Origin of the sequence: Micromonospora sp. NPDC007271 (assembly GCF_040634005.1) — a bacterium.
GTDB lineage: Bacteria > Actinomycetota > Actinomycetes > Mycobacteriales > Micromonosporaceae > Micromonospora.
Genome location: NZ_JBEYER010000010.1, coordinates 51330 through 75864, shown reverse-complemented (window position 1 = coordinate 75864; position 24535 = coordinate 51330). Strand labels below are relative to the sequence as shown.

At 73.3% G+C, this 24535-nt stretch carries 23 protein-coding genes, 1 tRNA gene and 1 pseudogene; 12 read left to right on the top strand and 13 right to left on the bottom strand.

Going from position 1 to position 24535, the window contains the following annotated elements; translation table 11 throughout:
* Window positions 1-143: 143 nt before the first annotated feature.
* On the top strand, window positions 144-995 hold the full coding sequence (locus tag ABZ570_RS06120) for an alpha/beta fold hydrolase (protein ID WP_358057542.1): 852 nt from the start codon (window positions 144-146) through the stop codon (window positions 993-995).
* 82 nt (window positions 996-1077) lie between these two features.
* Here ABZ570_RS06120 and ABZ570_RS06115 read toward each other — a convergent pair whose 3' ends face one another.
* Window positions 1078-3228, bottom strand: a complete 2151-nt coding sequence (locus tag ABZ570_RS06115) for a prolyl oligopeptidase family serine peptidase (protein ID WP_358057539.1) — start codon at window positions 3226-3228, stop codon at window positions 1078-1080.
* 102 nt (window positions 3229-3330) lie between these two features.
* On the opposite strand from ABZ570_RS06115, the gene ABZ570_RS06110 reads away from it, so the two are divergent.
* On the top strand, window positions 3331-4473 hold the full coding sequence (locus ABZ570_RS06110; protein WP_358057536.1) for a site-2 protease family protein: 1143 nt from the start codon (window positions 3331-3333) through the stop codon (window positions 4471-4473).
* On the opposite strand, the gene ABZ570_RS06105 is transcribed toward ABZ570_RS06110, so the two are convergent.
* The 3 genes and pseudogenes from ABZ570_RS06105 to ABZ570_RS06095 all read right to left on the bottom strand — a co-directional run.
* Window positions 4470-5696 carry an FAD-binding protein gene (locus tag ABZ570_RS06105; RefSeq protein ID WP_358057605.1) on the bottom strand — a complete coding sequence of 409 codons (1227 nt, stop codon included), beginning with the start codon at window positions 5694-5696 and terminating at the stop codon, window positions 4470-4472. The genes ABZ570_RS06110 and ABZ570_RS06105 overlap by 4 nt on opposite strands.
* Before the next feature lie 2 nt (window positions 5697-5698).
* On the bottom strand, window positions 5699-6424 hold the full coding sequence (locus ABZ570_RS06100; protein ID WP_358057533.1) for a hypothetical protein: 726 nt from the start codon (window positions 6422-6424) through the stop codon (window positions 5699-5701).
* 228 nt (window positions 6425-6652) lie between these two features.
* A pseudogene (locus tag ABZ570_RS06095) lies at window positions 6653-7414 on the bottom strand (TIGR03560 family F420-dependent LLM class oxidoreductase); the annotation flags it as partial.
* Between the two features lie 115 nt (window positions 7415-7529).
* Between ABZ570_RS06095 and ABZ570_RS06090 the strand changes: the two are divergent.
* A complete protein-coding gene (locus tag ABZ570_RS06090; RefSeq protein WP_358057530.1) occupies window positions 7530-7838 on the top strand; it encodes a metalloregulator ArsR/SmtB family transcription factor in 309 nt (102 codons plus the stop codon).
* Window positions 7839-7840: 2 nt separating this feature from the next.
* Complete coding sequence (locus tag ABZ570_RS06085; protein ID WP_358057527.1) at window positions 7841-8368, top strand: SRPBCC family protein; 528 nt, start codon at window positions 7841-7843, stop codon at window positions 8366-8368.
* Between the two features lie 21 nt (window positions 8369-8389).
* On the opposite strand, the gene ABZ570_RS06080 is transcribed toward ABZ570_RS06085, so the two are convergent.
* Window positions 8390-9613 (bottom strand): FAD-dependent monooxygenase, encoded by a 1224-nt coding sequence (locus ABZ570_RS06080; RefSeq protein WP_358057524.1) that lies wholly within the window; start codon window positions 9611-9613, stop codon window positions 8390-8392.
* A 71-nt stretch (window positions 9614-9684) separates the two neighbouring features.
* Between ABZ570_RS06080 and ABZ570_RS06075 the strand changes: the two genes are divergently transcribed.
* Entirely contained in the window at window positions 9685-10272 is a 588-nt protein-coding gene (locus ABZ570_RS06075) for a TetR/AcrR family transcriptional regulator (RefSeq protein ID WP_358057521.1), read from the top strand.
* Here the strand turns inward: ABZ570_RS06075 and ABZ570_RS06070 are convergent.
* The 3 genes from ABZ570_RS06070 to ABZ570_RS06060 are packed head-to-tail and all read right to left on the bottom strand — an operon-like array spanning window position 10263 to window position 13915.
* Window positions 10263-10916 carry a response regulator transcription factor gene (locus ABZ570_RS06070; protein WP_358057518.1) on the bottom strand — a complete coding sequence of 218 codons (654 nt, stop codon included), beginning with the start codon at window positions 10914-10916 and terminating at the stop codon, window positions 10263-10265. The genes ABZ570_RS06075 and ABZ570_RS06070 overlap by 10 nt on opposite strands.
* Complete coding sequence (locus tag ABZ570_RS06065; RefSeq protein WP_358057515.1) at window positions 10913-13204, bottom strand: sensor histidine kinase; 2292 nt, start codon at window positions 13202-13204, stop codon at window positions 10913-10915. Before ABZ570_RS06065 ends, ABZ570_RS06070 begins: the two co-directional genes overlap by 4 nt.
* Window positions 13205-13228: 24 nt before the next feature.
* Window positions 13229-13915, bottom strand: coding sequence for a hypothetical protein (locus ABZ570_RS06060; RefSeq protein WP_358057512.1), 687 nt, complete (start codon window positions 13913-13915; stop codon window positions 13229-13231).
* Window positions 13916-14134: 219 nt separating this feature from the next.
* Between ABZ570_RS06060 and ABZ570_RS06055 the strand changes: the two genes are divergently transcribed.
* The 4 genes from ABZ570_RS06055 to ABZ570_RS06040 all read left to right on the top strand — a co-directional run bounded on the left by ABZ570_RS06055 (window position 14135) and on the right by ABZ570_RS06040 (window position 19103).
* Window positions 14135-15298, top strand: coding sequence for an acyl-CoA dehydrogenase family protein (locus ABZ570_RS06055; RefSeq protein ID WP_358057509.1), 1164 nt, complete (start codon window positions 14135-14137; stop codon window positions 15296-15298).
* Window positions 15299-15952: 654 nt separating this feature from the next.
* Entirely contained in the window at window positions 15953-17245 is a 1293-nt protein-coding gene (locus ABZ570_RS06050; protein WP_358057506.1) for a glycine betaine/L-proline ABC transporter ATP-binding protein, read from the top strand.
* Window positions 17242-18135, top strand: coding sequence for an ABC transporter permease subunit (locus tag ABZ570_RS06045; protein ID WP_358057503.1), 894 nt, complete (start codon window positions 17242-17244; stop codon window positions 18133-18135). Before ABZ570_RS06050 ends, ABZ570_RS06045 begins: the two co-directional genes overlap by 4 nt.
* A gap of 89 nt (window positions 18136-18224) precedes the next feature.
* Complete coding sequence (locus tag ABZ570_RS06040; protein WP_358057602.1) at window positions 18225-19103, top strand: glycine betaine ABC transporter substrate-binding protein; 879 nt, start codon at window positions 18225-18227, stop codon at window positions 19101-19103.
* Between the two features lie 140 nt (window positions 19104-19243).
* On the opposite strand, the gene ABZ570_RS06035 is transcribed toward ABZ570_RS06040, so the two are convergent.
* Window positions 19244-19630, bottom strand: a complete 387-nt coding sequence (locus tag ABZ570_RS06035; protein WP_358057500.1) for a hypothetical protein — start codon at window positions 19628-19630, stop codon at window positions 19244-19246.
* A 246-nt stretch (window positions 19631-19876) separates the two neighbouring features.
* On the opposite strand from ABZ570_RS06035, the gene ABZ570_RS06030 reads away from it, so the two are divergent.
* The 3 genes from ABZ570_RS06030 (at window position 19877) to ABZ570_RS06020 (ending at window position 20987) form a co-directional block, all read left to right on the top strand.
* The gene (locus ABZ570_RS06030) at window positions 19877-20170 is read left to right on the top strand and encodes a hypothetical protein (RefSeq protein WP_358057497.1); all 294 of its coding nucleotides are present in this window, start codon (window positions 19877-19879) and stop codon (window positions 20168-20170) included.
* A 68-nt stretch (window positions 20171-20238) separates the two neighbouring features.
* Window positions 20239-20589 carry a hypothetical protein gene (locus ABZ570_RS06025; protein WP_358057494.1) on the top strand — a complete coding sequence of 117 codons (351 nt, stop codon included), beginning with the start codon at window positions 20239-20241 and terminating at the stop codon, window positions 20587-20589.
* Between the two features lie 59 nt (window positions 20590-20648).
* Complete coding sequence (locus tag ABZ570_RS06020) at window positions 20649-20987, top strand: hypothetical protein (protein ID WP_358057491.1); 339 nt, start codon at window positions 20649-20651, stop codon at window positions 20985-20987.
* Between the two features lie 128 nt (window positions 20988-21115).
* On the opposite strand, the gene ABZ570_RS06015 is transcribed toward ABZ570_RS06020, so the two are convergent.
* The 4 genes from ABZ570_RS06015 to ABZ570_RS06000 all read right to left on the bottom strand — a co-directional run bounded on the left by ABZ570_RS06015 (window position 21116) and on the right by ABZ570_RS06000 (window position 24520).
* A complete protein-coding gene (locus ABZ570_RS06015) occupies window positions 21116-21490 on the bottom strand; it encodes a hypothetical protein (RefSeq protein WP_358057488.1) in 375 nt (124 codons plus the stop codon).
* Window positions 21491-21728: 238 nt separating this feature from the next.
* Window positions 21729-21805: transfer RNA gene (locus ABZ570_RS06010), tRNA-Ile, on the bottom strand.
* 52 nt (window positions 21806-21857) lie between these two features.
* Complete coding sequence (locus tag ABZ570_RS06005) at window positions 21858-23576, bottom strand: insulinase family protein (protein ID WP_358057485.1); 1719 nt, start codon at window positions 23574-23576, stop codon at window positions 21858-21860.
* Window positions 23573-24520 carry a hypothetical protein gene (locus tag ABZ570_RS06000; RefSeq protein WP_358057482.1) on the bottom strand — a complete coding sequence of 316 codons (948 nt, stop codon included), beginning with the start codon at window positions 24518-24520 and terminating at the stop codon, window positions 23573-23575. Before ABZ570_RS06000 ends, ABZ570_RS06005 begins: the two co-directional genes overlap by 4 nt.
* Window positions 24521-24535: the final 15 nt, after the last annotated feature.

The window sequence follows — 24535 nt, the reverse complement described above, 5'->3', positions numbered from 1 at the left end:
CTCCGGGAGACCGCCCTGTCGTCCCCGGAGCGTGCGTCACCTTCCACCCGTGACATTTGTCAGGGGCCCGGCCGGGGAGGGGAGTGACGGCGTCCGGGCCGGGTAACCGCCGGGTCCGCGCACCGCGACACGGGGAGGTCACCATGGCGGCACCGGCGGGACGAGTCGACACGATCGTGCTGATCCACGGCCTCTGGCTGACCTCGCGCAGCTGGGAACGCTGGGCCGACCGGTACCGGGCGCGGGGCTTCCAGGTGCTGACGCCGGCGTGGCCCGGCATGGAGGCCGAGGTCGAGGAGCTGCGCGCCGACCCGACCCCGATCGCCGGGCAGCGGATAGCCGACATCACCGACCACTACGCCCGGATCATCCGGGAGCAGCCCCGTCCGCCGATCATCATGGGGCACTCGTTCGGCGGCCTGATCGCCCAGCTCCTGGTCGCCCGGAGGCTGAGCGCCGCCGCTGTGGCCGTTCATCCCGTTCCGGTCGACGGGGTGCAGGAGTTCCCGTTGAGCACCCTACGGTCGGTCTTTCCCGTCCTGGACAGCCCGACCCACCTGCACCGTGCGGTGCCGATGAGCCCGGACGACTTCCACTACGTCTTCGGCAACACGATGAGCCGGCGGGAGTCCGACGCGGCCTGGGAGCGGTACGCCGTCCCCGCCGCCGGGCACGTCCTGTTCGAGGCCGTCTTCTCCAACCTGGAGCCGGGCGGAGTCACGAAGATCGACAGCCACGAGTCGAACCGGGCACCGCTGCTGCTGCTCGCCGGCGACGCCGACAACGTCGTGCCGCCCCGCACGGTCCGCCTCAACGCCGACATCTACCGGCCCTCCCGGTCCCTCACCGGCTACCAGGAGTTTCCCGGCCGCTCTCACTTCGCGATAGCCGGCCCGGGCTGGGAGGAGGAGGCCGACTTCGCCCTGGAGTGGGCGATGGAAGCCGCCAACGAATTCTCCCAAACCGTCCTCACCCAGGCCCCCGGCCGCCGCTGACCGCCACCCGCCGTTGCAGCCTCCTCCGGTTCGCTCGGCCAAGGAGCGCGGAGCGGGATTCGACCACGCGCCCGCCCAGGGCTCAGTCAGGGCGGAAAGCACCGCCTAAGCGTTGATAGGCGTCGATAAGCTTCCCATCCGGCGTCGGTCGACGTCCAGCCTCGGCCCCGCGCGCACCCCGCGGGCGCGGCACGGCATCGGCCGGGGGCTCGGCCAGCTTCCGCCAGAGGAACTCCAGCGTCAGCGCCGAGATGAAGGCGCGCTGCTCGTTGTTCGCCGCCGCGCCGTGGCCGCCTTCGACATTCTCGTAGTACGACACGTCGTGGCCGTGCTCGCGGAGCCGGGCCGCCATCTTGCGGGCGTGCCCCGGATGCACCCGGTCGTCGCGGGTGGAGGTGATGAACAGGACCGGCGGATACGGCCGGTCGCTGCGGATGTGGTGATAGGGCGAATACTCCCGCAGGTAGGCCCAGTCCTCTGCCCGGTCCGGGTCGCCGTACTCGGCCATCCACGAGGCACCGGCCAGCAACCGGTGGTAGCGCCGCATGTCCAGCACCGGCACGTGCGCGACGACCGCGCCGACGAGCGACGGATAGCGGGTCAGCATCACGCCCATGAGCAGCCCGCCATTGCTGCCGCCCTCGACGCCGAGCCGCTCCGGCGTGGTGATCCCCCGGGTGACCAGGTCGGCCGCGACCGCCGCGAAGTCCTCGTACGCCCTGGGCCGGTTCTCCCGTAGCGCGGCCCGGTGCCACTCCGGTCCGTACTCCCCGCCGCCCCGGATGTTCGCCACGACGTACGTGCCACCCCGGACCAGCCAGCCCCGGCCGACGGTCCCGCTGTAGTACGGGGTCATCGAGACCTCGTATCCGCCGTACCCGGTGAGCAGCGCTGGCCCGCCGGCCGCCCGCGGGTCCCCCACCACGAAGTACGGCACCCGGGTGCCGTCGCGCGAGGCGGCGAAGAACTGGCGTACCGCCAGGCCCTCCCCGTCGAAGAACGCCGGCGCCCGCTTGAGGGCCTCGACCGCGCCACCGACCTGCCCGAGTCGCAGCGTCGCCGGTTGGAGAAACCCCTCCGAGGCGAGCAGGTAGTCGTCGTCCCTGTCCGGGTCGGTGTCGACGATCCAGCTGTGGTCGTCGTCCGGCACTCCCGCGAGCGGCTCCCGCCGCCACCCCGTCTCGCCGGGGGTCAGCACCTCCAGCCGGCTGCGCACGTCGGCGAGGGCGGTCAGGATCAGGTGGTTGCGGGTCCAGGCGTGGTGGCTCAGCGCCGTACGGCCGTCCGGCCGGAAGAGCACCGTCAACTCCCGCGCCCCGGCGAGGAACTCGTCGAACCGGGCCGCCAGCAGGGTGCCGGCGGGATGGGTGACCCCGCCGACCGGCCACGGCGAGCGCAGCAGGATCACCAACCACTCCCGGTGCACGTCCCACCGCGCGTCCTCCGGCACCGGAATCCGGATCCGCCCGCCCGGCTCCGTCAGCAGGAAGTTCTCGGTCCGGTAGAAGTCGAGGCTGCGGCCCACGAAGTCACGTTCGAAGCCGGGTGTCGGGTCGTGCGAGGCGTACGCGGCGAGGTCCTCGGCGTCCGCCTCGTAGACCACCTCAGCCTCGGACAGCGGCGTGCCCCGCCGCCAGCGCTTCGCGAGGCGCGGGTAGCCGGACCTGGTCAACGACCCGGGCCCGAAGTCGGTGCCGACGTAGATGTGGTCGGAGTCGATCCAGCAGACGTCGCTCTTGGCCTCGGGCAGCCCGAACCCGTCCTCGACGAAGGCCCGCCGGCGCAGGTCGTACTCGCGTACCACGACCGCGTCGGCGCCGCCCCGGGACAGGCTGATCAGGCAGCGCTCGTACCCGGACCGCAGCACCGTCACCTTCCGCCAGACCCAGTTCTCGCCCTCCTCGGCGGCCAGCGCGTCGACGTCGAGCAGCACGTCCCACTCGGGCTCCGCCCGGCGGTACCGGTCACGGGTGGTGCGCCGCCAGAGCCCGCGCGGATGCGTCGCATCGGTCCAGAAGTTGTAGTAGAAGCCGTCCCCGCGCCACGAGGGGTAGGGGATGCGGTCCTCGGCGTCGAGCACCTGCCGGATCTCGGCCCGCAGGGCGACGAACCGCTCGCCGCCGGTCAGCACCGCCATGGTTTCCGCGTTGCGCTCCCGCACCCACCCGGCGGCTTCCGCCCCGTCCAGGTCCTCCAGCCACAGGTACGGGTCATCACCCTCATCGATTTCCACGTAGCAACTATCCCCGACAAGGTCCCCGCAACCAGGTCCCGCTGTCGGCATTGCGCCAATCCGGCTGGCATGGGTGCCTGATCGGCGGGTATGACGGGGGCCATGAGGGCGAGCTTCCGGCTTGGCCGGATCGCGGGGGTACCCGTCGGGGTCAACTGGAGCGTCCTGGTCATCTTCGCGCTGATCGCGTGGGCGCTGTCGGCCAGTCTGTTCCCGCGCTCCTACCCCGGCCATTCGGCCTTCGCGTACTGGGTGGCGGGGTTTGCCGCGGCCGTGGTGTTCTTTCTCGGCCTGCTCGCCCACGAGGTGGCGCACGCGGTGATCGCCAAGCGTAACGGGATCGAGGTCGAGGACATCACGCTCTGGCTCTTCGGCGGGGTGTCCAAGCTGAAGGGCGAGGCCCGGGATCCCGGTGCCGAGCTGCGGATCGCCGGGATCGGGCCGCTGGTGAGCCTGGTGATCGGGATCTTCTTCGGGGTGATCGCGGCACTCATCGCGCTCGGCGGTGGGCGCGGCCTGCTGGTCGGCGCGCTGTCCTGGCTGGCCGGCATCAACGTGCTGCTGGCGATCTTCAACGTGCTGCCCGCCGCCCCGCTCGACGGCGGACGGCTGCTGCGCGCGGTGGTGTGGCGGGCCACGGGTGACCGGACGAAGGCGTCGGTCGTCGCCGCCCGGGCCGGCTGGGGCCTCGGAATCGTGCTGATCGCCATCGGGATCTGGCGGTTCTTCACCGGCGCCGGGGTGGGCGGGCTCTGGCTGGCGCTGATCGGCTGGTTCCTGATCGGGGCCGCCGGCGCGGAAGAGCGCCAGGCCCGGATGGGCAGCGCGCTGCAGGGGGTACGCGTCGCCGACGTGATGACCCCGCAGCCGCAGACCGCCTCCGGGGAGATGACTGTCGCCGACTTCGTGGACCACTACCTGTTCGCGTACCGGCACACGGCGCTGCCGCTTACCGAGGACGGGCGACCGGTCGGCCTGGTCACCCTCGACCGGGTACGCGGTATCCCGGCCGACCGGCGGGCCTCCACCACGCTGGCCGAGGTCGCCTGTCGGGCCGACGACCTGGTGCTCGCCAAGCCGGACGAGCAGCTCACCGACCTGCTCCCCCGGCTCAGCGCGTGCGCCGACGGCCGGGCGCTGGTGGTGATGGAACAACGGCTGGTCGGGATCGTCTCCCCGAGCGACATCAGCCGGGCGGTGCAGCGCGGCAACCTACGCGAGCAGACGGCCACCGGACGCGGTTAATCACGCGGAAAGTAGCGGTCGAGCTCGTCGGTGCGGAACTTCCCGGCCGGGTCCAGGTCGCGCAGCAGGGCCCGGAAGTCGTCGTGGCGGGGGTACGTCGCGGCCGGGTTGCGGACGAAGAGCTTGCCCCAGTGCGGGCGCGGCGCGAAGGGCGCCAGCCGTTCCTCCACCTCGGCCAGCACCGGGGCCACAGCCGTCGGATCGCCGATCCAGGTGAAGTGGACGGCCAGGCTGTCCCGGTCGTGGTTCGGGCTGAGCCACAGCCCGTCGGCGGCGACCGTACGCAGCTCGCAGACCTGCAGCACCGCGGCGATCCGCTCGGCGGCCGGGTCGAGCGCGGCGAGCGCGGCGCCGGCCGACGCCCGCGGCAGGTGCCATTCCGACTGGAGTTCGTCGCCGCTGCTCGGGGTGAAGCCGAGCCGGAAGTGCGGTAGCCGCTCGTGCCACGGCCCGGGCTCGCCGAGCTGCGGGGTGCAGTGCTCCGCCGGCATCCCGGGCACCGGATGGCAGGGCGCGTCGGCGGCGACGGTGTCCAGCCAGTCCGCCGGGAGGGGCGGCTCGTCGGCCCGCTGCTTGAGCCAGACCTGATCCAGCCTCGACGAGCGCCAACGGGTGAAGACGCTGACGCTGTACGCGGCCCGGCAGGCGGCGTCGAGCGCGGCGCGGGGCAGGCCGAGGCGGACGTACTGCCGGACGTCGAAGGTGGGCACCACGTCGAGGGTGACCCGGGTGACCACGCCCAGCGCGCCGAGGTTGACCACCATTCCGGGGAAGCGCGGATCGGCGCGGTCCACGGTGAGCAGGTCGCCGTCGGCGGTGACCAGCTCCAGTACGGCCACGGCGGTGGCCAGGTTGCCGTGCGCCGGGCCCGACCCGTGGGTGGCGGTGGCGACCGCGCCGGCCACCGAGATGTGCGGCAGCGAGGCGAGGTTGGCCAACGCGTACCCCGCGGCGTGCAGGCGGGTGGCGACGTCGCCGTAGCGCAGGCCGGCGGCGACGGTGACGGTGCCGCGGTCGCGGTCCAGCTCGACGGTGGGCGGCAGCCCGGTCACCGAGACCAGGTCACCGGTGGTGTCGCCGAGCCGGTTGAACGAGTGCCCGGTCCCCACCGCCCGGACCCGGTCGGCGCCGGCCACCAGCCGGCGCAGCTCGTCCAGGCTGGCCGGCTGGTGGCGCGCCCGGGCGGCGTACCGGATGTTGCCGGCCCAGTTGCGGCCCGTCACGGTCACGTGGTGGCCTCCCGATCGGTGCTGGGTTCCTCGGCGAGCGCGGCGCAGAGCGCGTCGAGCGCGGCGTCGACCTGGCCCATGTCGTACCCGCGCAGCCCGACGACGAGGCCCTCCGCCCGGGCCTGCTCGATCTGCGCGCGGGCGGCCCGCCGCTCGGCCGGGCCGCCCCGGGCCAGCGCCTCCTGGGCGCGGCCCACCAGCTCGTCGACCTCCGCCGTGCCGTAACCCCGCAGAGCGACGGTGAACGCGATCTCCGTCCCGGGGAGCCAGCCGGTCTGCGGGGTACGCGCGTCGGTGAACCGGCCACCGGAGTACCGGGTCAGCGCCGCCGCCACCTCGTCGGGGCTCTCGCGTACCTGGGTGAGGTGGAGCAGCTCGACGGCGGGCCGCCCGTCGCGCGGGTGCCGGGCGGTGGTTCGCCGGCCGAGGCCGGCCGCTGGCACCCCGACCAGCCGGGCCTGGTCGTCGAGGGCGAGCGCCTCGAAGTGCTCCCACCGGTACGTCCCGCGCAGGCCCGGACGGCGCACGTCCAGTCCCTCCGGCCCGATCACGAAGCGGAACGGCCGCACCGCGCCGACCAGCACCGCGCCGCTGATGGCGACGACCCCCAGCGCGGCCAGCATGCGCAGCAGCCAGCCCGCGCCGGCGACGAGCACCATCACCCCGCCCAGCACGCAGACGATGGCCAACGGCAGTGTCCCGCGGCTGCGGTGCAGTTCCATCTCGTACCCCCGAATCCGACGCCGCCGTCCGGGTGCATTTTCCGCCCACCTGTCAAGGCACGGTTGGCCCGACCCGGACGGGGAACCCGGTGCCGATGAGCAGCTACCGCGGCCTCGTCCTCGACCCGACCGGCAGCCCGCCGCCAGGGCATCCGGTGCCGGCACCGGTCCCCGAGCCGGAGCCGGAGCCCCCCGGGCCCGGCCCGGCCCCCCGGGCGGCGGTCGGGCTCAGAGTTGCCGCATGACCTCGGTGGCGACCAGCTCCAGGTGGTCCAGGTCGGCCAGGTCGAGCACCTGGAGGTAGACCCGGCTGCTGCCGATCGCGGCGTACCGGCCGAGCTTGTCGACGATTTCGGCGGGCGTGCCGGCGAGGCCGTTCTGGCGCAGCTCGGCGGGCTCCCGGCCGATCGCGGCGGCACGCCGGGCCACCTCGGCCTCGTCCCGCCCGCAGCAGAGCACCAGGGCGTTGGACCAGATCATGCCGGCCGGGTCCCGCTCGATGTCGGCGCAGGCGTCCTTCACCCGCTGGAACTGGGCCGCCGAGTCCTCCACGGAGGCGAACGGCAGGTTGAACTCGTCGGCGTACCAGGCGGCGAGCCGCGGGGTCCGCTTCGGGCCCATGCCGCCGACCAGGATCGGCGGGCGGGGCTGCTGCACCGGCTTGGGCAGCGCCGGCGAGTCGCTGACCGGGTAGTACTTGCCGGGGAAGTCGAAGGTCGCGCCGGCCGGGGTCGCCCAGAGGCCGGTGATCACGGCGAGCTGCTCCTCCAGCCGGTCGAAGCGCTCCCCGAGCGGCGGGAACGGGATGCCGTACGCGGTGTGCTCGTCGGCGTACCAGCCGGTGCCGATCCCCAGCTCCACCCGGCCGCCGCTCATCTGGTCGACCTGCGCCACGGTGATCGCGAGCGGGCCGGGGAGCCGGAAGGTGGCCGCGGTCATCAGGGTGCCGAGCCGGATCCGGGCGGTGTCCCGGGCCAGGCCGGCGAGGGTATAGAAAGGACGGGTCCCTTGTTAACGCCTGACGTAGCGGAGGGTGCCCCTCTTAACAGCCGAGGCAAGCGCATATGCCTTGACAGGCATATGACCAGGGGGGCATATTGAGAGGGTGTCCGTCGACGCCTTCGCCGTCCTGGCCGAGCCCACCCGGCGCCGCATCCTCGACCGGTTGCGCCGGGCCGAGAGCAGCGTGGGCGACCTCGTCGACGCGCTGGGGATGAGCCAACCGGCCGTCTCCAAGCACCTCAAGGTGCTCCGCGAGGCCGGCTTCGTCACCTGCCGCACGGCGGCCCAGCAGCGGATCTATCGGATCGACGTACGCCCGCTGCGGGCTGTGGACGACTGGCTCGGGCCGTATCGACGGATGTGGACGCACCACCTCGACGCCCTGGAGCGTCATCTCGACAGTCAGGAGTGATGATGGACCGCCACCGCTTCCGCCCCGGCCCGTTCGCGGAGGTCACCCGCGTACCGGCCGGTGACCGGTGGGACCTGGTGTTCGCACGGGACCTGCGGCACCCGCCGGAGAAGGTGTGGGCCGCGCTGACCGAGCCCGACCAGCTCGCCCAGTGGGCGCCCTTCCTCACCAGCCGCGACCTCGGCACGCCGGGCGACGCCACGCTCAGCACCGTCGACGGCGACCAGCGCTTCGACGCGCCCACGACGGTACGCCGCGCCGAGCGGCCGACGCTGCTCGAATACACCTGGGGCGACGACCTGCTGCGCTGGGAGCTGACCCGGACGGACGCCGGCACCCGGCTGACCCTGCGACACCGGATGGGCAAGCCCGACCTCGCCCCGATGATGGCCGCCGGCTGGCACCTCTGCCTGGACGTCGCCGGCCATCTGCTCGACGGCGACCCGGTCGGCCCGATCCGCGGCGCCGAGGCGAGGGACTTCGGCTGGGAGCGGCTGCGCGACGCGTACGCCGAACGGCTGGACTCCTGACGCGGGCCGCGCCGGGGCCGCTCAGCCCACCGGGGCCGCTCGACCCGCCCGGGCCGGGACGTCCGGCAGGGTGATCGCGGTGGCGGCCCTACGGATCGGCTCGGTGACCCGGCGGACCATCCGCTCCCGGCCGGGCAGGCGCGGCATGAGCCGCAGCATCAGCGTCTGAAACCGGATCTGCGCGGCCGAGCCGAGCACCATGCCCTTGAGGTTACGCCCCGCGAGCTGCTGGTTCGCCGCCACGAACGGGCGCATCCGCCGCTCGTACGAGGCGAACCCGGCGGCCGGGTCGCCACCCGCCTCGGCCAGCGAGGCGGCCAGCACGTACGCCCCGACCAGGCTCAGGCTGGTGCCCTGCCCGGAGGCGGGCGAGGCCGCGTACCCGGCGTCGCCGACCAGGGCGATCCGCCCGGTCGACCAGCGGTCCATCCGCGCCTGGCTCATCGCGTCGAAGTAGAAGTCCGGCGCGTCCGCCATCACGGTGAGGAGCTCCGGCACCCGCCAGCCGGACCCGGCGAACGCCCGGGCCAGCGCGGCCCGCTGCCCGGCGACGTCCCGGCGGTCGGGCTCCTCGGCGGGCGACGGGAAGAGGAAGAGGGCCCGCGCGTCCGGCGCGCCGGCGGTCCGGTAGACGCCGACCGTCCGCCCCGGGGCGGGGTGCATCAGCTCGACGCGCTCCTCGCCGTACTCGGCCGGCACGGTGAAGATCGCGATGTGGTGCCCGAGGGGGCGCAGGTGCGCCGAGCCGGAGCCGAAGGCCAGCCGCCGCACCGTCGAGTGCAGGCCGTCCGCGCCGATCACCAGATCGAAGCGGCGGTTCGGGCCCCGCTCGAAGGCGACCTCCACCCCGTCGGCGGCCGGGCTCAGCCCGGCGATCGAGTCGCCGTAGACGTACTCCACGTCGTCGGTGGCTTCGACCAGGATGCGGGTCAGGTCGCCGCGCATGATCTCGACGTCGTCCCCCTCCCGGCCGCCGAAGAGCGCGGCGTCCATGGTGGCCAGCTGCGCCCCGCCGGCGTCGACGAACCGGGCCAGCCGCATCCCGGTGTCGTGCCGGCTCACCTGCTCGCGCAGGCCCATCCGGTCCACCACGGTCAGGGCCGCGCCGCGGATGTCCACCTTGTAGCCCGCGTCGCGGCGGGCCGGGGCGCGCTCGACGACGGTCGGGCGGAAGCCGTGGCGGCGCAGCCACCAGGCGAGGGCAGGGCCGGCGACGCCGGCGCCGGAGATCAGCACATCGGTCATGCCAGCAACCGTACAGGCGTGTAAGACATCTGTGCAAGACGTCTGTGCGAGGACCCCGCTAGGCTGTCCGCATGGGAAATCGGGAGGACCTGCTCGCCGGGGCCAAGCGCTGCCTGATCGAGAAGGGCTACGCGGGCACCAAGGCCCGCGACGTCGCCGCCGCCGCCGGCACCAGCCTGGCCGCCATCGGCTACCACTTCCGCACCACGAAGGCGCTGCTCAACGAGGCGCTCATCGAGGCGATGGCAGAGTGGGGCGAGGAGCTGGGACGCGCGCTCGCGGACGACGCCGGCCCGGATGCCACCCCGCAGGAGCGGTTCGAGGCGGCCTGGGAGCGGATCATCGAGTCCTTCGCCCGGCTGCGGCCGCTCTGGGCCATCCAGTTCGAGCTGATCTCACAGATGGACCGGGCGCCCGAGCTGCGCGAGGCGTTCGCCACCGCCAACCGCCAGGCCCGGCTCGGCCTGGCCGAGGTCTTCCACCGGCTCGACCCGGCCGTCGACGAACCGACCGCGCTCACCCTCGGCGCCTTCCACCAGGCGCTGCTCGCCGGCCTGGCGACCCAGTGGCTGGTCGACCCGCAGGCGGCCCTGTCGGCCAAGGAGCTGACCCGGGCGCTGCGGACCGTCACCGACGAGTTCCGCGACGGTCAGGGCTGACCGAGGCCGGCCTCCCGGGCCCGGACGATGGCCTGGCTACGATCGGCCACCTGGAGCTTGGTGAGCACGTTCGACAGATGGTTGCGGACGGTCTTCGGGCTCAGCGTCAGCCGACGGGCGATCACCACGTTGCTCAGCCCCTGGGCGACCAGGTCCAGCACCTCGCGTTCCCGGTCGGTCAGCTCGGGGAACGGCGCCGGTCCGGCACCCCGCGCCCCGGACAGGTAGCTCACCGCCCGGCTCGCGATCACCGGGCCGAGCAGCACCTCGCCGTTGGCGACCGCCCGCACCGCCCGTTCCACCTCGGCCGGCGCCGCGCCCTTGAGCAGGTAGCCGCGGGCACCGGCCCGCAGCGCCGCGAAGACCCAGTCGTCGTCGTCCAGCATGGTCACCACCAGCACCCCGATGCCCGGGTGCCGGGCGACGATCTCCCGGGTCGCCGCCACCCCGGACCGGCCGCCCAGGTGCAGGTCCATGATGATCACGTCCGGCCGCTGCTGGTCGGCGACCCGCAGCGCCGCGTCCGCGTCGGCGGCCTCGCCGACCACCTCCAGCCCGGCCGTCGAGGCCAGCAGCGCGGTCATGCCGAGCCGGAACACCGGGTGGTCGTCCACCACCGCCACCCGGATCGTCCCGCCGGTCACGGCCCCACCACCGCCGGCCGTACCGCCACGCCGTCCCCCGCCGGCCGCACCGCCACGCCGTCCTCCCCCGGCCGTACCGCCGCACTTTCCTCCCCCGGCCGTACCGCCACGCGGTCCTCCCCCCGGCGCCCGGTGGCGGGCCAGCTGGGCTGAGGGGCCGCGGGCCGCACGCCCGCCCGTGCCGTCGGTCCCGCGGCCTCGGCCCCCACGCCGCCCGCGTCGGGTACGCCCACCGCGTCGTGGAACGCCGACAGCCGGTCGGCGGGCAGCCGGACGGTGACGACGGTGCCGCCCACCTCCCCCGGCGCGACAAAGCAGACCCCGCCGACCCCCTCGGCCCGCTCCCGCATGGAGCGCATCCCGATCCCGGCCGGCGTGCCCGGCGGCACGCCCCGACCGTCGTCCTCGATCCGGACGGTGAGCCCGGTGTCGTCGTGGTCCACGCGCACCCGGCAGTTCACCGCGTCCGCGTGCCGGTGCACGTTGCGGACCGCCTCGGAGACGATGCCGTAGATCGCCGTCGCCACGGGCTCCGGCAGCGGCAGCGGGGCGGCGGCCACCCGGACGGACAGGCCGGACCCCTCGTACCGCTGGGCCAGCTCGTGCAGCGCCGCGGCGAGGCCCCGCTCGCCCAGCACCGGCGGGAGCAGCCCCCGGGCCAGGTCGCGGACCTCTTCCACGCGCTGGTCGGTCTCGTCGCGCAGCCGGTCCAGCAACCGGCCGGCCGCCTCGGGGTCCACGGTGAGCAGGTTACGGGCCGCCTGGAGGCCAAGTGCCACCCCGGCCAGCGCCGGCCCGAGCCCGTCGTGCAGGTCCCGCCGGAGCTTGCGCCGTTCCTCGTCGCGCGCCTCGGCCAGCCGCGCCCGCGAGCTCGCCAGGGCGCGGCTCGTCGCGGCCAGGCTGGCCGCCGAGGCGACCACGGGTGCCAGGTCGACGAGCGCCGTCCGGGTACGCCCGTCCAGCCGCTCCCCCGCCCGGGCCCAGGCCACCAGCCGGCCGATCTCGGTCCCGCCCCGGTGCAGCGGCAGCACCAGCGGTGCGCCGACCGGCCCGGCGGAGGCGCCGTGTGCAGCGTACGGCTCCGGACCGTCCACCTCGATCACGCACGCGCCGAGGCGGAGCAGGTCGGTCAGGCTCTGCGCCACCCCGGTCAGCACGTCCGCCGGGTCGGCGGAGGCGCTGATCCGGTGCCCGACGCCGCGTACCACGCCGAGCGGTTCCACCGCCTCGCCGTGGATCAGCCGGTCGACGCCGCGCTGCACCCGAGCCCGCGCCGGCTGCAGGCCCACCGCCAGCAGCGCGGTGACCAGCACCCCCGGCACCGCGGGGGTCGAGGGCAGCAGCGCGTCCAGCACGCTCACCCCCACCACGTACGCGGCCACCAGCAGGAAGGTGAGCAGGAACCAGACCAGGGTGCGGCGGACCGCGATCTCGATCCCCCACAGCCGCTGCCGAAGCACGACGGCCAGCACCGCGGCCGGGAAGAACGCCTGGGAGGCGAGCATCGCGGCCGGGGCGAGCCAGTCCGGGACCTGCCGGGCCCAGTCGGCCGGAAAACCCAGCGGGGCGAAGCTGACCGCGAGCAGCAGGGTGCCGACGGCCAGCCAGCCCAGCCCGACCCGCTCGGCCGGCGGCCCGTTGCGCCAGCGGCGGAGCAACCCGACGGCGGCGAGCAGCCCGAGCACCGGCACCACGCGGAACAACAGAAGATCCCCGGTGTCAACGACGTCCGCCCAACCGGGCACCTCGATCGGCAGCGGCGCGGCGGGAGGCCGGCCCGGCCGGCCGGGCCAGGTCAGGTGGAACAGCTCGATCCCGCCGGTCACCAGGGCGCCGGCGGCCACGGCGAGCCGGGCCGGGACGGGCAACCGCCCCTCCCGGACCAGCCAGGGCACCACCACGATGAGCGAGAGCATCCCCGGCACCCAGGCCCAGTTCCGGGCGGAGGTGAGCAGCACCGGGGCCGGCAGCCCGGGCCGTACGGCGAGCAGGTCCACGTACTGCGCGCTCAACGCGGAGAGCCCGCCGCCCAACCCGGTCGCGGCGAGCAGCCAGGCCACCGGGTGACCGCGCCGGGACAGCACCAGCCAGGCGACCGTGCCGTACACCGCGCAGTCGGTGAAGTCGACCAGGAAGTAGAGCTGGGACAGCCCCCACGGCCGGCGGGCGAGGAGCCAGCAGAGCGCCGTACCGGTGAGCAGCAGCGCGCAGGCGACGGCGACCAGCCCGGCGGCGACCGGATGACGACGGTCGCCGCCCGGCGGTGGCGTCACGGAGCCGGCGGGCATGGCCTGATCCTGGCAGTCGCCGGGTCAGTTGCCGAGACCCCGACGCTCCAGCGCGAATGTCAGTCCGGCGACAGTGGCCCACAGCGCCGCCGGGGCCAGCGCCAGGTACTGCAGCGGCACCGCCTGGGTGACCACGACCAGCAGCGTCATCAGCAGGCTGAACACCGCCAGCCAGCGGCTCACCGACCGGCGGCGCAGCCCGGCGACAGCCACCGAGCCGGCGCTGAGGCCGGCCCCCGCCCAGACCCAGGGGAAGGTGTTGTAGCCGGCGGCCAGTGCCGCGATCGTGTCGGCGTCGGTCTCGGACAGGTGCAGCAGGTCCCAGTAGAGCTCGGTGGAGACCCCGCCGCCGACCAGCAGCAGCGCCGCGGTGAGCAGCAGTCCGGCGGCGGCCACGTCGGGCAGCAGACCGCCGGCCGGCTCGCGGGCGGCCAGCCGCCGCCGCAGCCCGGCCGCGAAGACGGCCAGGCACCCGGCGCCCAGCCCGGTCAGCACCTGGAAGACCCAGACGTACGCCTCACGGCCGTCCATCGCCGCCACGTAGCGCGCGTTGTCGGCGAGGAGCGACGTGTCCACGTCGCCCAGCTGCGGACTGAACAGGAAGAGCGCGATGCCGGTGAGCCCGGCTAGGACGCCGGCGACCGCCCAGCCACGGCGGGGCCGGTCGGTGACGGTCGGGGCGGCGGTGGCGTCGAGCGTGGTGCTGGTCATGGTTCCTCCCGAGGTCAGGGGCGCGGCGGGACGCCGCGTGGGAAGCGTCGCCGTCCCGGCGTCCCGAGCGCATGGGTCCGGCCGTCCCGACCCTCCGGGCGGTTCCGCCGCCGGTACGGGACACCGCGGCGTCCCGGCCGGTCGGTGTCGATGTCCCTGGCAGCCGGGACGGCGGACACCCCACCGTGGATCGGCCACACCGAGACCGAGGAGGCCGCCATGGACCACCGTTCCGACCTGCTGACCGCCGTACGCGAGCTGACCCCGGAGCTGACCGCGCGGGCCGCGGAGATCGAGCAGGCCCGGGAACTGCCGGCCGACCTGCGCGACCGGCTGCGCGACGCCGGCGGCTTCCGGATGTTCGTGCCCCGTAGCCACGGCGGGTACGAGGTGGACCTGCGCACCGGGATGGCGGTGCTGGAGACCCTGGCTCGGGCGGACGGCTCGACCGGCTGGACCGTGATGATCGGTGCGGAGACCCCGCACCTGCTGGCGATGCTTCCCCGCCACCGGTTCGACAAGTTCTACGCCGCCGGGCCGGACGTGGTGGTGGCCGGCGGCTTCGCTCCGCAGGGCCGGGCCGAGCTGGCCGACGGCGGATTCCAGGTGACCGGTCGCTGGGCGTTCGCCAGCGGTTCCCGGCACGCCGACTGGATCTTCGGCAACTGCCTGGTCACCGCCGATGGCCAGCCGATCCCCGGGACGGACGGGCAGCCGCCGGAGACCCGGTCGATGCTCTTCCCGGCCGAACGGGTGACGGTGGTGGACACCTGGCACGTGCTCGGCCTGCGCGGCACCGGCAGCCACGACGTGCTGGTCGAGTCGGCGTTCTGCCCGGCGGAGGAGAGTTTCGACCTGTTCACCGGCACGCCGTGCGTACCCGGGCCGGGGTTCGTGGCGCCGCTGGTGCACTTCGTGCTGCACCTGGGCGCCGTGGCGGTCGGCATCGCGCAGGGCGCGCTGGACGACATGATCGCGCTGCTCGGCGACGGCCGGCAGCGGCTCTACGCCCGGCAGCCGCTCGCCGACTCCCCCGCCTTCCGGGTGCAGCTCGGCCGGGCCGAACTGAGCGTCCGCGCCGCGCGGGCGCTGCTGGCCACGCTCGCCGACGACCTCTGGACGGCGTGCGCGCAGGCCCCGGAGCGGATCCCCGCGCTGCACCCGACCATCTCGGCGTCGCTGCCCTGGGTGACCGAGCAGGCCATCGCCGCCGTGGACACCTGCTACCGGGCGGCCGGTGGTGGCGCGGCCCGCGACTCGTCCCCGATCCAGCGCCGCTTCCGGGACATCCACACCTTCGCCCAGCACGCCGCGGCAGCGGAGGGCTGGCTGGGCAACAACGCAGCCCGGCTGCTGGGCCGCCCGGCGGCGTTGGCGTACTGACTGACCTGCCCGGGCCGGTGAGTGGAGGGGTCCACCGGCCCTGGGGCCGGCGCGGAGAGGGGCCCGCCGGCCCCCGCGGGGGCCGGCCGCCGAGGGGGGTTCGGCGGCCGGCCCCGTCGCGCGCCGGCCGGGCCGGGCGAATCGGGGCCCGGCCGGCCCGCACCCGACGGTGGTCCGCGCCGCCCTGGATACCCTCGCGCGTCCCGGCCGCGCCGGCGACCCACCGAGCCGTGTCGCGCGATTTTCGCAGGAGGCGCCCGGCCAGATTGCGCAACCGCACGGACGATGGGACGGAAGAGCCGAGCCGAATATGACGATCGCATGACGGAAAATCACCGCCGGATGACGGTTCTCTATCAGTGTTGTCATATTCGGGGACGAACGGCGGCAGCGGACGCGCCCGCCACCGACGCCTGCATCTGCCTGTTCACCGTGCGTACGAACGACCGAATTCAAGGTTGCGCGGGTGCAATTTTTTGTGGTTAATTCCACAGACCCCCCGGTTGCGGCTGGCTTTGCGGCGATGACGTAGGTAGGTTTCTCGTCCGTCCCGGTTGGCCGGGCTGATGTGGCTGATGTCGATATCGACGGACGAGACGCAAAGATGGCCACCGATGGTGCGGTCCGCCAGCGGTATTCATCGGAGAGAGGATCGTGCCCGCACTCACAGTGAAGTCCCTCTATAAAATATTCGGCAGTCGAACCGATGAGGCCCTGAGGCGCCTCGCCTCCGGCGCGCCCCGTGCGGAGGCGCTGGCCGGACTGCCGGCCACGGCCGCCGTGATCGACGCGAACTTCGAGGTACGCCCCGGCGAGATCTTCGTCGTGATGGGCCTCTCCGGCTCCGGCAAGTCGACCCTCATCCGGATGCTGAACGGCCTGCTGCGCCCCACCAGGGGCAGCGTGCAGGTCGATGGGGTGGAACTCACCACGCTCAAGCCCGCCGCGCTGCGCAAGCTGCGGCGGGAAAAGATCAGCATGGTCTTCCAGCACTTCGCGCTCATGCCACATCGGACGGTGCTGGAGAACGCGGGCTACGCCCTCGAGGTGGCCGGCCTACCCAGGGCCGAGCGGCGCGAGCGCGCCCTCGAGGCGCTGCGCATGGTCGGGCTCGAGGAGTGGGCGGACCACCTCCCCCACGACCTGTCCGGCGGGATGCGGCAGCGGGTCGGGCTGGCCCGAGCGCTCGCGGCCGGCACCGACATCCTGCTGATGGACGAGGCGTTCTCGGCGCTGGATCCGCTGATCCGCCGGGAGGTCCAGGACCAGCTCCTGGAACTCCAGGCCGAGCTGGGCAAGACCATCGTCTTCATCACCCACGACCTGAACGAGGCCATGCGGCTCGGCGACCGGATCGCGGTGATGCGGGACGGCCGGATCGTCCAGATCGGCACCGCCGAGGAGATCCTCACCGACCCGGCCAACGACTACGTGGCGCAGTTCGTCGCCGACGTCGACCGGACCCGGATTCTCACCGCCTCGTCGGTGATGGAGAAGCCGCACCACGTCCTCGACGTCAACGCCGGCCCCCGAGTGGCCGCCAAGGTGCTGCGGGAGAGCCAGACCTCGGTGGTCTACGTGACCGGGCCGATGAAGCGGTTCCTCGGCACGGTCACCGAGGACGAGGTGCTGCGGGCGCTGCGCGAGGGCCGGCAGAACCTCGACGGGTACGTCTCGACCGAGCGGGTCCGCACGGTCAGCACGGACACGGCGGTGGCCGACCTCTTCGCCGACTGCGCGGAGAGCCAGCACCCGGTCGCCGTCCTCGACGACCGGGGCCGGCTGGCCGGGGTGATCCCCCGGATCACCCTGCTCAGCGCGCTGGCCAGCGCGACTCCGGAGGCCGTGTCCCACGTGGCACAGGCGACGGACCGGCCGGCACAGTCCGAGGTCGAACCGGCGCAGTCCGAGGTCGAACTGGTCGCCGCGAAGGGAGAGCCGGCATGAGCACGGCGCAGTCCCCGCTCGACTCCTGGCTGCCGCGGCTGCCGCTCGGCACCTGGACCGAGTCCGCCGTCGACTGGGCCACCCGTACCCTCGGCCCGGTCTTCGAGGCGGTCGCGGCCACGGTCGAGGCCCTGGTCCGCCCGCTCGAGAGCCTGCTCACCGGCGTACCGGCGGTGGCGGTCGTGCTGGTCTTCGCCGCGCTCGGCTGGTGGCTGCGCGGCTGGAAGTTCGGGCTCGGCACCGCCGTCGGGCTCGGCCTGGTGGCCGGGATGCCGTACTGGGAGGAGACCATGAGCACCCTCGCCCAGGTGCTCGTGGCCAGCGTGCTCGCCCTGGTGCTGGCGATCCCGCTCGGTGTCTTCATCGCGGAGAACCGGCGGGCGTCCGCCGTGGCCCGGCCGGTGCTGGACCTCATGCAGACCATGCCGGCGTTCGTCTACCTGATCCCGGCGATCTTCTTCTTCGGCATCGGCACCGTGCCCGGCGTGCTGGCCACGCTGGTGTTCAGCATGCCGCCCGGCGTACGCCTGACCGAGCTCGGCCTGCGTCAGGTGGACAAGGAGATCGTCCAGGCCGCGGAGTCGTTCGGTGCACCGCCGTGGATGGTGCTGCTCCGCACCAAGGTGCCCCTGGCCCTGCCGACGATCATGACCGGCGTCAACCAGGTGATCATGCTGGCCCTGTCCATGGTGGTCATCGCCGGGATGGTCGGCGCAGGTGGCCTCGGGGACGTGATCATGTTTGCTCTCTCCCAGGTCGAGGTGGGCAGCGGCTTCGAGGGCGGCATCGCCGTCGTGGTCCTCGCCGTGGTGCTCGACCGGCTCACCGACTCCGTGGGCGACCGGTTCCCGTCCGCGCGGGCCCAGCGCCTCGCGCGGCAGGCCGCCTGACTGTCGCCCTCCCCGCCGGCACCCCTGATCCCGCGTACGCGGGTCTGCCGGCCGCTTTGAATCAGGAAGGGAAATCCGTGTTCAGCACCATGAAGCGTGTCCTCGCCCTTGCGGTGGCCGCCACCCTGGCCCTGGGCGGTGCCGCCGCCTGCGGCGAGAAGTCGGACGGTGGGTCCGGCACCGGCAAGCAGAAGATCACCATCGGCTACATGGCCTGGGACGAGGCGATCGCCGCCTCCCACCTGTGGCGGCACATTTTGGAGGAGAAGGGCTACCAGGTCCAGCTCAAGAACCTGGAGGCCGGTCTCGTCTACGGCGGGCTCGCCAACGGCGACATCGACCTGTTCCTGGACGGCTGGCTGCCCCAGACCCACGCCTCGTACCTGGAGAAGTACGGCGACAAGCTGGAGAAGCTCGGCGTCTGGTACGACGACGCCAGCCTGAGCATCGCCGTGCCGAAGTACGTCGAGGGCGTCGACTCGCTCGAGGACCTGGCCGCCACGGCCGGCACCTTCGGCGGGCAGGTCATCGGCATCGAGCCGGGCGCCGGCCTCACCAAGGCCACCCAGGAGAAGGTGCTGCCCGAGTACGGCCTGGACGGCAAGATGAAGCTGAAGACCTCCTCCACCCCGGCCATGCTGGCCGCGCTCGACGGCGCGATCGCCGCGAAGAAGCCGATCGTGGTCACCCTCTGGCACCCGCACTGGGCGTACGCGAAGTACGAGTTGAAGGACCTGGCCGACCCGAAGGGCACCCTGGGCCAGGCCGAGCAGATCAACACCTTCGCCCGGAAGGGCTTCGGCAAGGACTTCCCCGAGGTCGCGAAGATGCTGGAGAAGTTCAAGATGGACAGCGAGCAGCTCGCCTCCCTCGAGGACCTGATGTTCAACACCCACAAGGGGGACGAGCAGAAGGCCGTCGAGGAGTGGCTGAAGGCCAACCCGGACCACCTGAAGACGCTCTCCTGAGCACCCACGACCACGAGGGGCCCCGCCGGTTCGGCGGGGCCCCTCGTCGTTCTCCGCTCAGTCGAGGTGATTGGCGGGTGGCGGTAGAGCGGACGCACCGGCCTGGGCCGGTGCGGGCAGGGGCCGCGGCGGGTGCCGGATCACGAGCCGGTCAGTCGCCGGCGGAGCAGGTGGGCACCCAGGCTGACCACTGCGCTGCCGGCAGCCGTACCGACCAGCACCGACACCGCGCCCACCGTCCACAGCCCGCTGGCGTCGTTCGACGCGGCCTGCAGGGCCCACGGAACCGTGAAGGCGACCGCCATCACCGGCGCGACCAGCCACGGGTTGAGCCACCACCCACCGGCGGCGGCGACCACGGCGAGCGTGAGCACACACCCGGCCACCTGCCACACCGCGTACGGGCCGCTGGTCGCGCCGGTCTCCGGGTCGACCCGGTAGCCGGTGTTCCAGCTCAGCCAGGCGAGCCAGGTGCCGACCGTCACCGCCGCCAGAAGCAGCCCGCCAAGCAAGGTACGCATCATCATGGCCCCCGATCCTCCCGCCCACACCGCTCCGCCGCCTGAGCCCCCATACCCACCCCCCCCACCCCCACCCCCACGGCTGCGCGATCTTGCACTTCATGCCCCCGCAAAAGGTGTGAAAGCCGCGATCCCCCGACAGCAACTGCAAGATCGCGGGCGCGGGCGCGGGCGGGGGCGGGGGCGGGGGCGGGGGCGGGGGCGGGCAGCTCCGCGAGGTATGGCCAGCGACTCGCGTGAGAACATGCATCCATGAGCAGCGACGAAGCCGTCAACGTGAGCGCCCTGGCGATCAACGTCACGGTTCCGGAAGGGCTTCGCTGGACCGACACTCGACGTGGTGAGGAGTTCACGCTGACCACGCTCAACGTCCGGCTGCTCCCCGACGGCCGGCTCGCGGCGAAGGCGTACGGCCGACCGACCGGCGGCGGTCGCGGCACGTACGTCTCGTTCCCCGTTCCCGACCGGCCCGAGCTCGCGGCCCTGGTCGCCGAGGCCGCCAGCCGCGCCGGCGAGCTGTGGGCCGCCCACCGCGGTCTCGGCTGAAGGTTCGAACGCGGGGCCACGGCAGGCGCGTGCGACCGGCTTCGCGCAAGCACCCCTACGCTGGCCCGGTGGTGTACCCGGGATCTGACCTGCCGACCGTCGGCGTACGCATCGAGCGAGTGGGCGATCAGTACCGCGTTTCCCTGCGGCGGTCCGACGGTGAGCTGACCGTGACGCACGGGGACGACGTCCCTGGCGGTCTTCGCTACCCCGGGGACGTGCTGCTGCACCTGCTCGCCGACGGGATGCCGATGGAGCAGGCGGCACGCCACGTCGAGGAGTTGGAACCGGGCTTCGACGCACACGCGGAGGTCAGCCGGCGGTCGGAAACCGACATGGCGGCGTGGCGGATGGCCGACCATCTGCGGCGCGAGCAGCTCAAGGCGCAGTTCCGGCGAGAACGGGCAGGAGAAGGGTGAGCAGCTGACGCGGCGGGTGCGGGCGCCCGATCGGATCGTCAGCGTGACAGCCTGGGAGTGTGCCATGGGAGCAGTTGGAACACGCCGGGACGCGATACGCGGTGCTGTTCACGTACGCCGTGCCTGACGACGCCTGGTATGTGGAACTGAGCGAGGCTGTACCGGCTCCACCGGCCTGGGCCAGCAGCCCCGACGCCGAAACTCATCTACCTGGCGCGGCCCTCCTCACGGCGGTCGTGCCGGACGAGGATCTGATTCGGCAGCCGACGATCGTCGTTCACCCCGACAGCGAGCGCGTCATTCCCTACGAGGTCATGCGCTGGTACCTGGGAAAGGTCGCCGAGGAGGTCGAGCGGTGTCGCGCTGCGCTGATCGAGAGCAGCCACAACGACACGTAGGCGCTCGCAGATCGGCGGCTCTGAGGAGGGGCGGGTTCGGGGCGACGCTGCGAGGTCATCGTGGGCGCCGGGCCTCGCCGGTCAGCCGCCGTCAGACAACTGAGCGACCCGACACACCGACGGGATGCTCACGTAGTCGCCCGGGATGCCGGTGGGGCGGAAGGGCTGGCGGGCTCACTCTGCGCGGACACCGGCGACGGCGTGCCGTTCGCGCAGCTCTCGAGGAACAGCCCCTCGCCTCTCTTCAGCAAGGCGACCTTTTCCTCGTAGTTCCCGACGTGGGGCGCGTCGTGGCCGTGAAGCCCTCCGTAGAGGTGTTCGTACGCGGAATAGCACTCTTCCAGATCGCCTGGGGACGCCTGCACGGCGTGCATGTCGGCCCCACGCTGAGCCATCTTGCGCAGGTACTCCATCTGCTCCTCGCGCGAGGCACCGCCGGTACAGGCGGTGAGAAGCGCCGCGAGGGACAGGGCCAGGGCCGCCGCTGGGTAGCGCTTCCCCATGGGCGCGGAGTGTATCAACCGCCCTTGATGTCCGAAGGGAAGTACCTGTGCGCCTGGCGCAGGCTGTCGGCCTGGTCGCCAGCAGGCCGGGGCCGCCCGGCACGCCCCGCTCTGCGGGCCGCCTTGACCGGGCGGCGACCCGTGCTGCTGCGGACTCGGTGCGGACCGAGGGGACAGGTCCGGCTCTTGGCGCAGTTCGTCCGAGTCGTCGTAACCCTGGCTGACCAGGGGTTTTACGTGGTGGGGCGGGCGGGACTCGAACCCGCGACCGAGGGATTATGAGTCCCCTGCTCTAACCGGCTGAGCTACCGCCCCATTACCGCGCCGGATCCTAACCCGCCCGGTCGATCACCGGCTACCACGACGCTCAGCGTCGCCGCCGCCGCCGCAACAGCACGATGGGCAACGCGAGAATAACAGTGAGCAGCCAGCCCGCCACGACCATGCCCCAGAGGAAACCGTCGTCGGGATCCGGTTCGTCGGGGAACAGCATGGCGAGGGTGAGCAGCAGGGTGAACCCGCCGACGCCGAGCGCCGCGAGACCGCTGAGCACCATCAGCGGGATCTCCCACCAGCTGCGGGCGGCGGGCGGCGGCGTGACCTGCTGCGGCCAGCCCACGGACGGGTGGCCACCGGCCCCGACGTACGGCTGGGGAATCCGTTCCGGCGGCCGGGGCGGCATCGGCACCCGGCGGTCGGCGGGCACCTGCTGGTCGATGACGCCGACCGCCGCCGGGTGCAGGTCGATCAGGGTCGGCTCGATGTGCACCGTGATGCCGTCGTAGCCGATCAGCCGGCGGGCACCGTCGGGCCAGGCGAGCAGGGCGGCGCACTCGGCGTACCGGACGGTGGCCACCGCCCCGGGCACGAGCTGGCTGACCCCCTCGACGCCGACGTGCAGCACGCTGTCGCCCTCGCGTTCCCGGTATTCGGTGCCGGCGATGATGTGGCTGGAGGCGGTGGGCGCCGCGGTGAAGCCGGCCCAGTCGGCGGTGTTGCCCTCGGGCACCATGAGCAGCGCGGTGGCGGTGACCTCCTGGGCGACCTGGTGCAGATCGGCGGGGGTGACGGCCTTGAGCTCGGCGCGCAGCTCGTCGACCGTGCTGGTCGGGTGGCCGGTGAGCACGTCCCGCGCCAGGCCGGGCAGTCGGGCGGCGTGCACCTCGACCTCGCTGAGGATCTCCTCCCGCCGGGCCACGGTGGCGTCCAGGTCGGCCTGCTCGATCCGGCCGACGCGCAGCTTGGCCAGCACGTCGATGAACCCGCCGAGCACCGCGTCCTGCTTCTCGGGCAGCGCGTCGGCGAGGGCGTGCAGGCTGGCCCGGTCGCCGCACGGCTGGTACCCGGCGGTGACGGTGTAGGAGAGGCCGTCCTCCTGGCGCAGCGAGCGGAACAGCTCGCGCTCCAGCAGCCCGGCGAAGACGCCCGCGGCGGTCCGGCGCCGCACGACGGCGTCCAGCACCACGGCCCGCGCGCCGTTGACGAAGTACGCCGGGGTGTGCGGCAGCGCCGAGGACATCCGGGGCAGCGGCTGCCGTACGCCGGGCGGCAGCGCCAGCCGCAGCCCGGCCGGCACCTGGTTTCCGGCGATCCAGAACACCGCGTTCTCCCGGGTGAACCAGCGGGCCGCCCAGTGCCGCAGATCGTGTTCGGTGAGCGCGGGCAGCCCCAGCTCGGCGTAGCTGGTGAGGCCGTGGTCGCGGGCACCGTGCCGCCACAGCGGCAGCGCGTCGAGGGGTCCGACCCCGCGGCTGCTCCGTTCGGTACGGAGGATTTCCTTCTCCACCTCCAACCGGGACATCGGCAGGTCGTGCAGGTTCCGGCACACGGCGGCGAGGAACTGGACGACGTCCTGCTCGGAGCCCTGCGTGTAGAACGAGGTGAAGGTGGGCGTGGTGGCCCCGTTGAAGTGGTGGTCGGTGAGCCCGAGCGGGGCGAGGGCCAGGTGCTCCAGCAGGTGGGTGATGCCGCTGCGGGCCAGGGTCTCGTCGGCGATACCCACCCGGAAGGTGAGCCCGGCGCGCATCGGACCGGCGGTGGGGGCGAGCAACGTGGGCACGCCGTCGATGTCGAGCTGCCGGATCACCGCTGGCCACCCTTCGCGTACGCCTCGATGCGGAACTGGTCGAGTGTCGCGGTCCCGTCCAGGTACGACCAGGGGTACTCACTGGCCAGGTGACCCAGCGCGGCGAACTGGGCTGCCGCGGCGGCCCACTGCCCGATCAGGCCGAACCAGTAGGCGAAGACCGAGCGGGTGGCGACCCAGCCGGGTTCGTGCCGGAAGCCCGGGTGCAGCACCGACCGTTGGGCGGCGGTCCAGATGTCGTGCACCACCCGCGGGTCCTGCGCGTACGCGGCCCGCTCGCCGTCGGAGTCGAGCGAGCAGAAGCGCTCGAAGTGCGCGTCGGCCAGCAGGACGGCGTTCTGCGCGCCCTCCGGGGCGGCGAGCGCCCGCTCGCGGGCGAACGCGAAGGCTGCCTCCCAGGTCCCGCCCCACTTCGGGCAGAGCTGCTGGAGCAGGGTCGACTGCGCGCTCAGCTGGTGCGGCGCGTACCGGGCCAGCCGGTCGTAGCGGCGGCGGGCCTCGGCCTGCCCGAGTCCCAGGCCGCGGGCGGTGTTGAGCCGTTCCTGCCAGGCCAGGACGTTGCCCGGCTCGCGGGCGCAGACGTCGATGAGGAGCTGCTCGGCCTGGCGCAGGTGCTCGTGGAACCGGTCGAACTGCTCCCGGCTGACGTACTCGGCCCGCTGCGCGGTGCGGATCTTCCAGCCGGCACCGACGAGGTACGCGGCGAGCATCGTCGCGGCGACGGTGTCGTCCGGTTGCCGGGCGAGCACCTGGCGGAGGAACTGGTCGACCCCGTCGACGTCGTCGACCGCATTCACCAGCAGCGAGCGCCAGGCCCAGTCGCGGGGGTCGAGGAGCTGCCGTACCCCGAGCCAGTCGCGCGCGGCGAGCGCCGCCCGCATGGCGTTGACCTCGGGAAAGGCGGCGGCCGGGTCGGCATCGACCGCCGGGAGGTGTACGGGCATGGCGGGGATGATAGG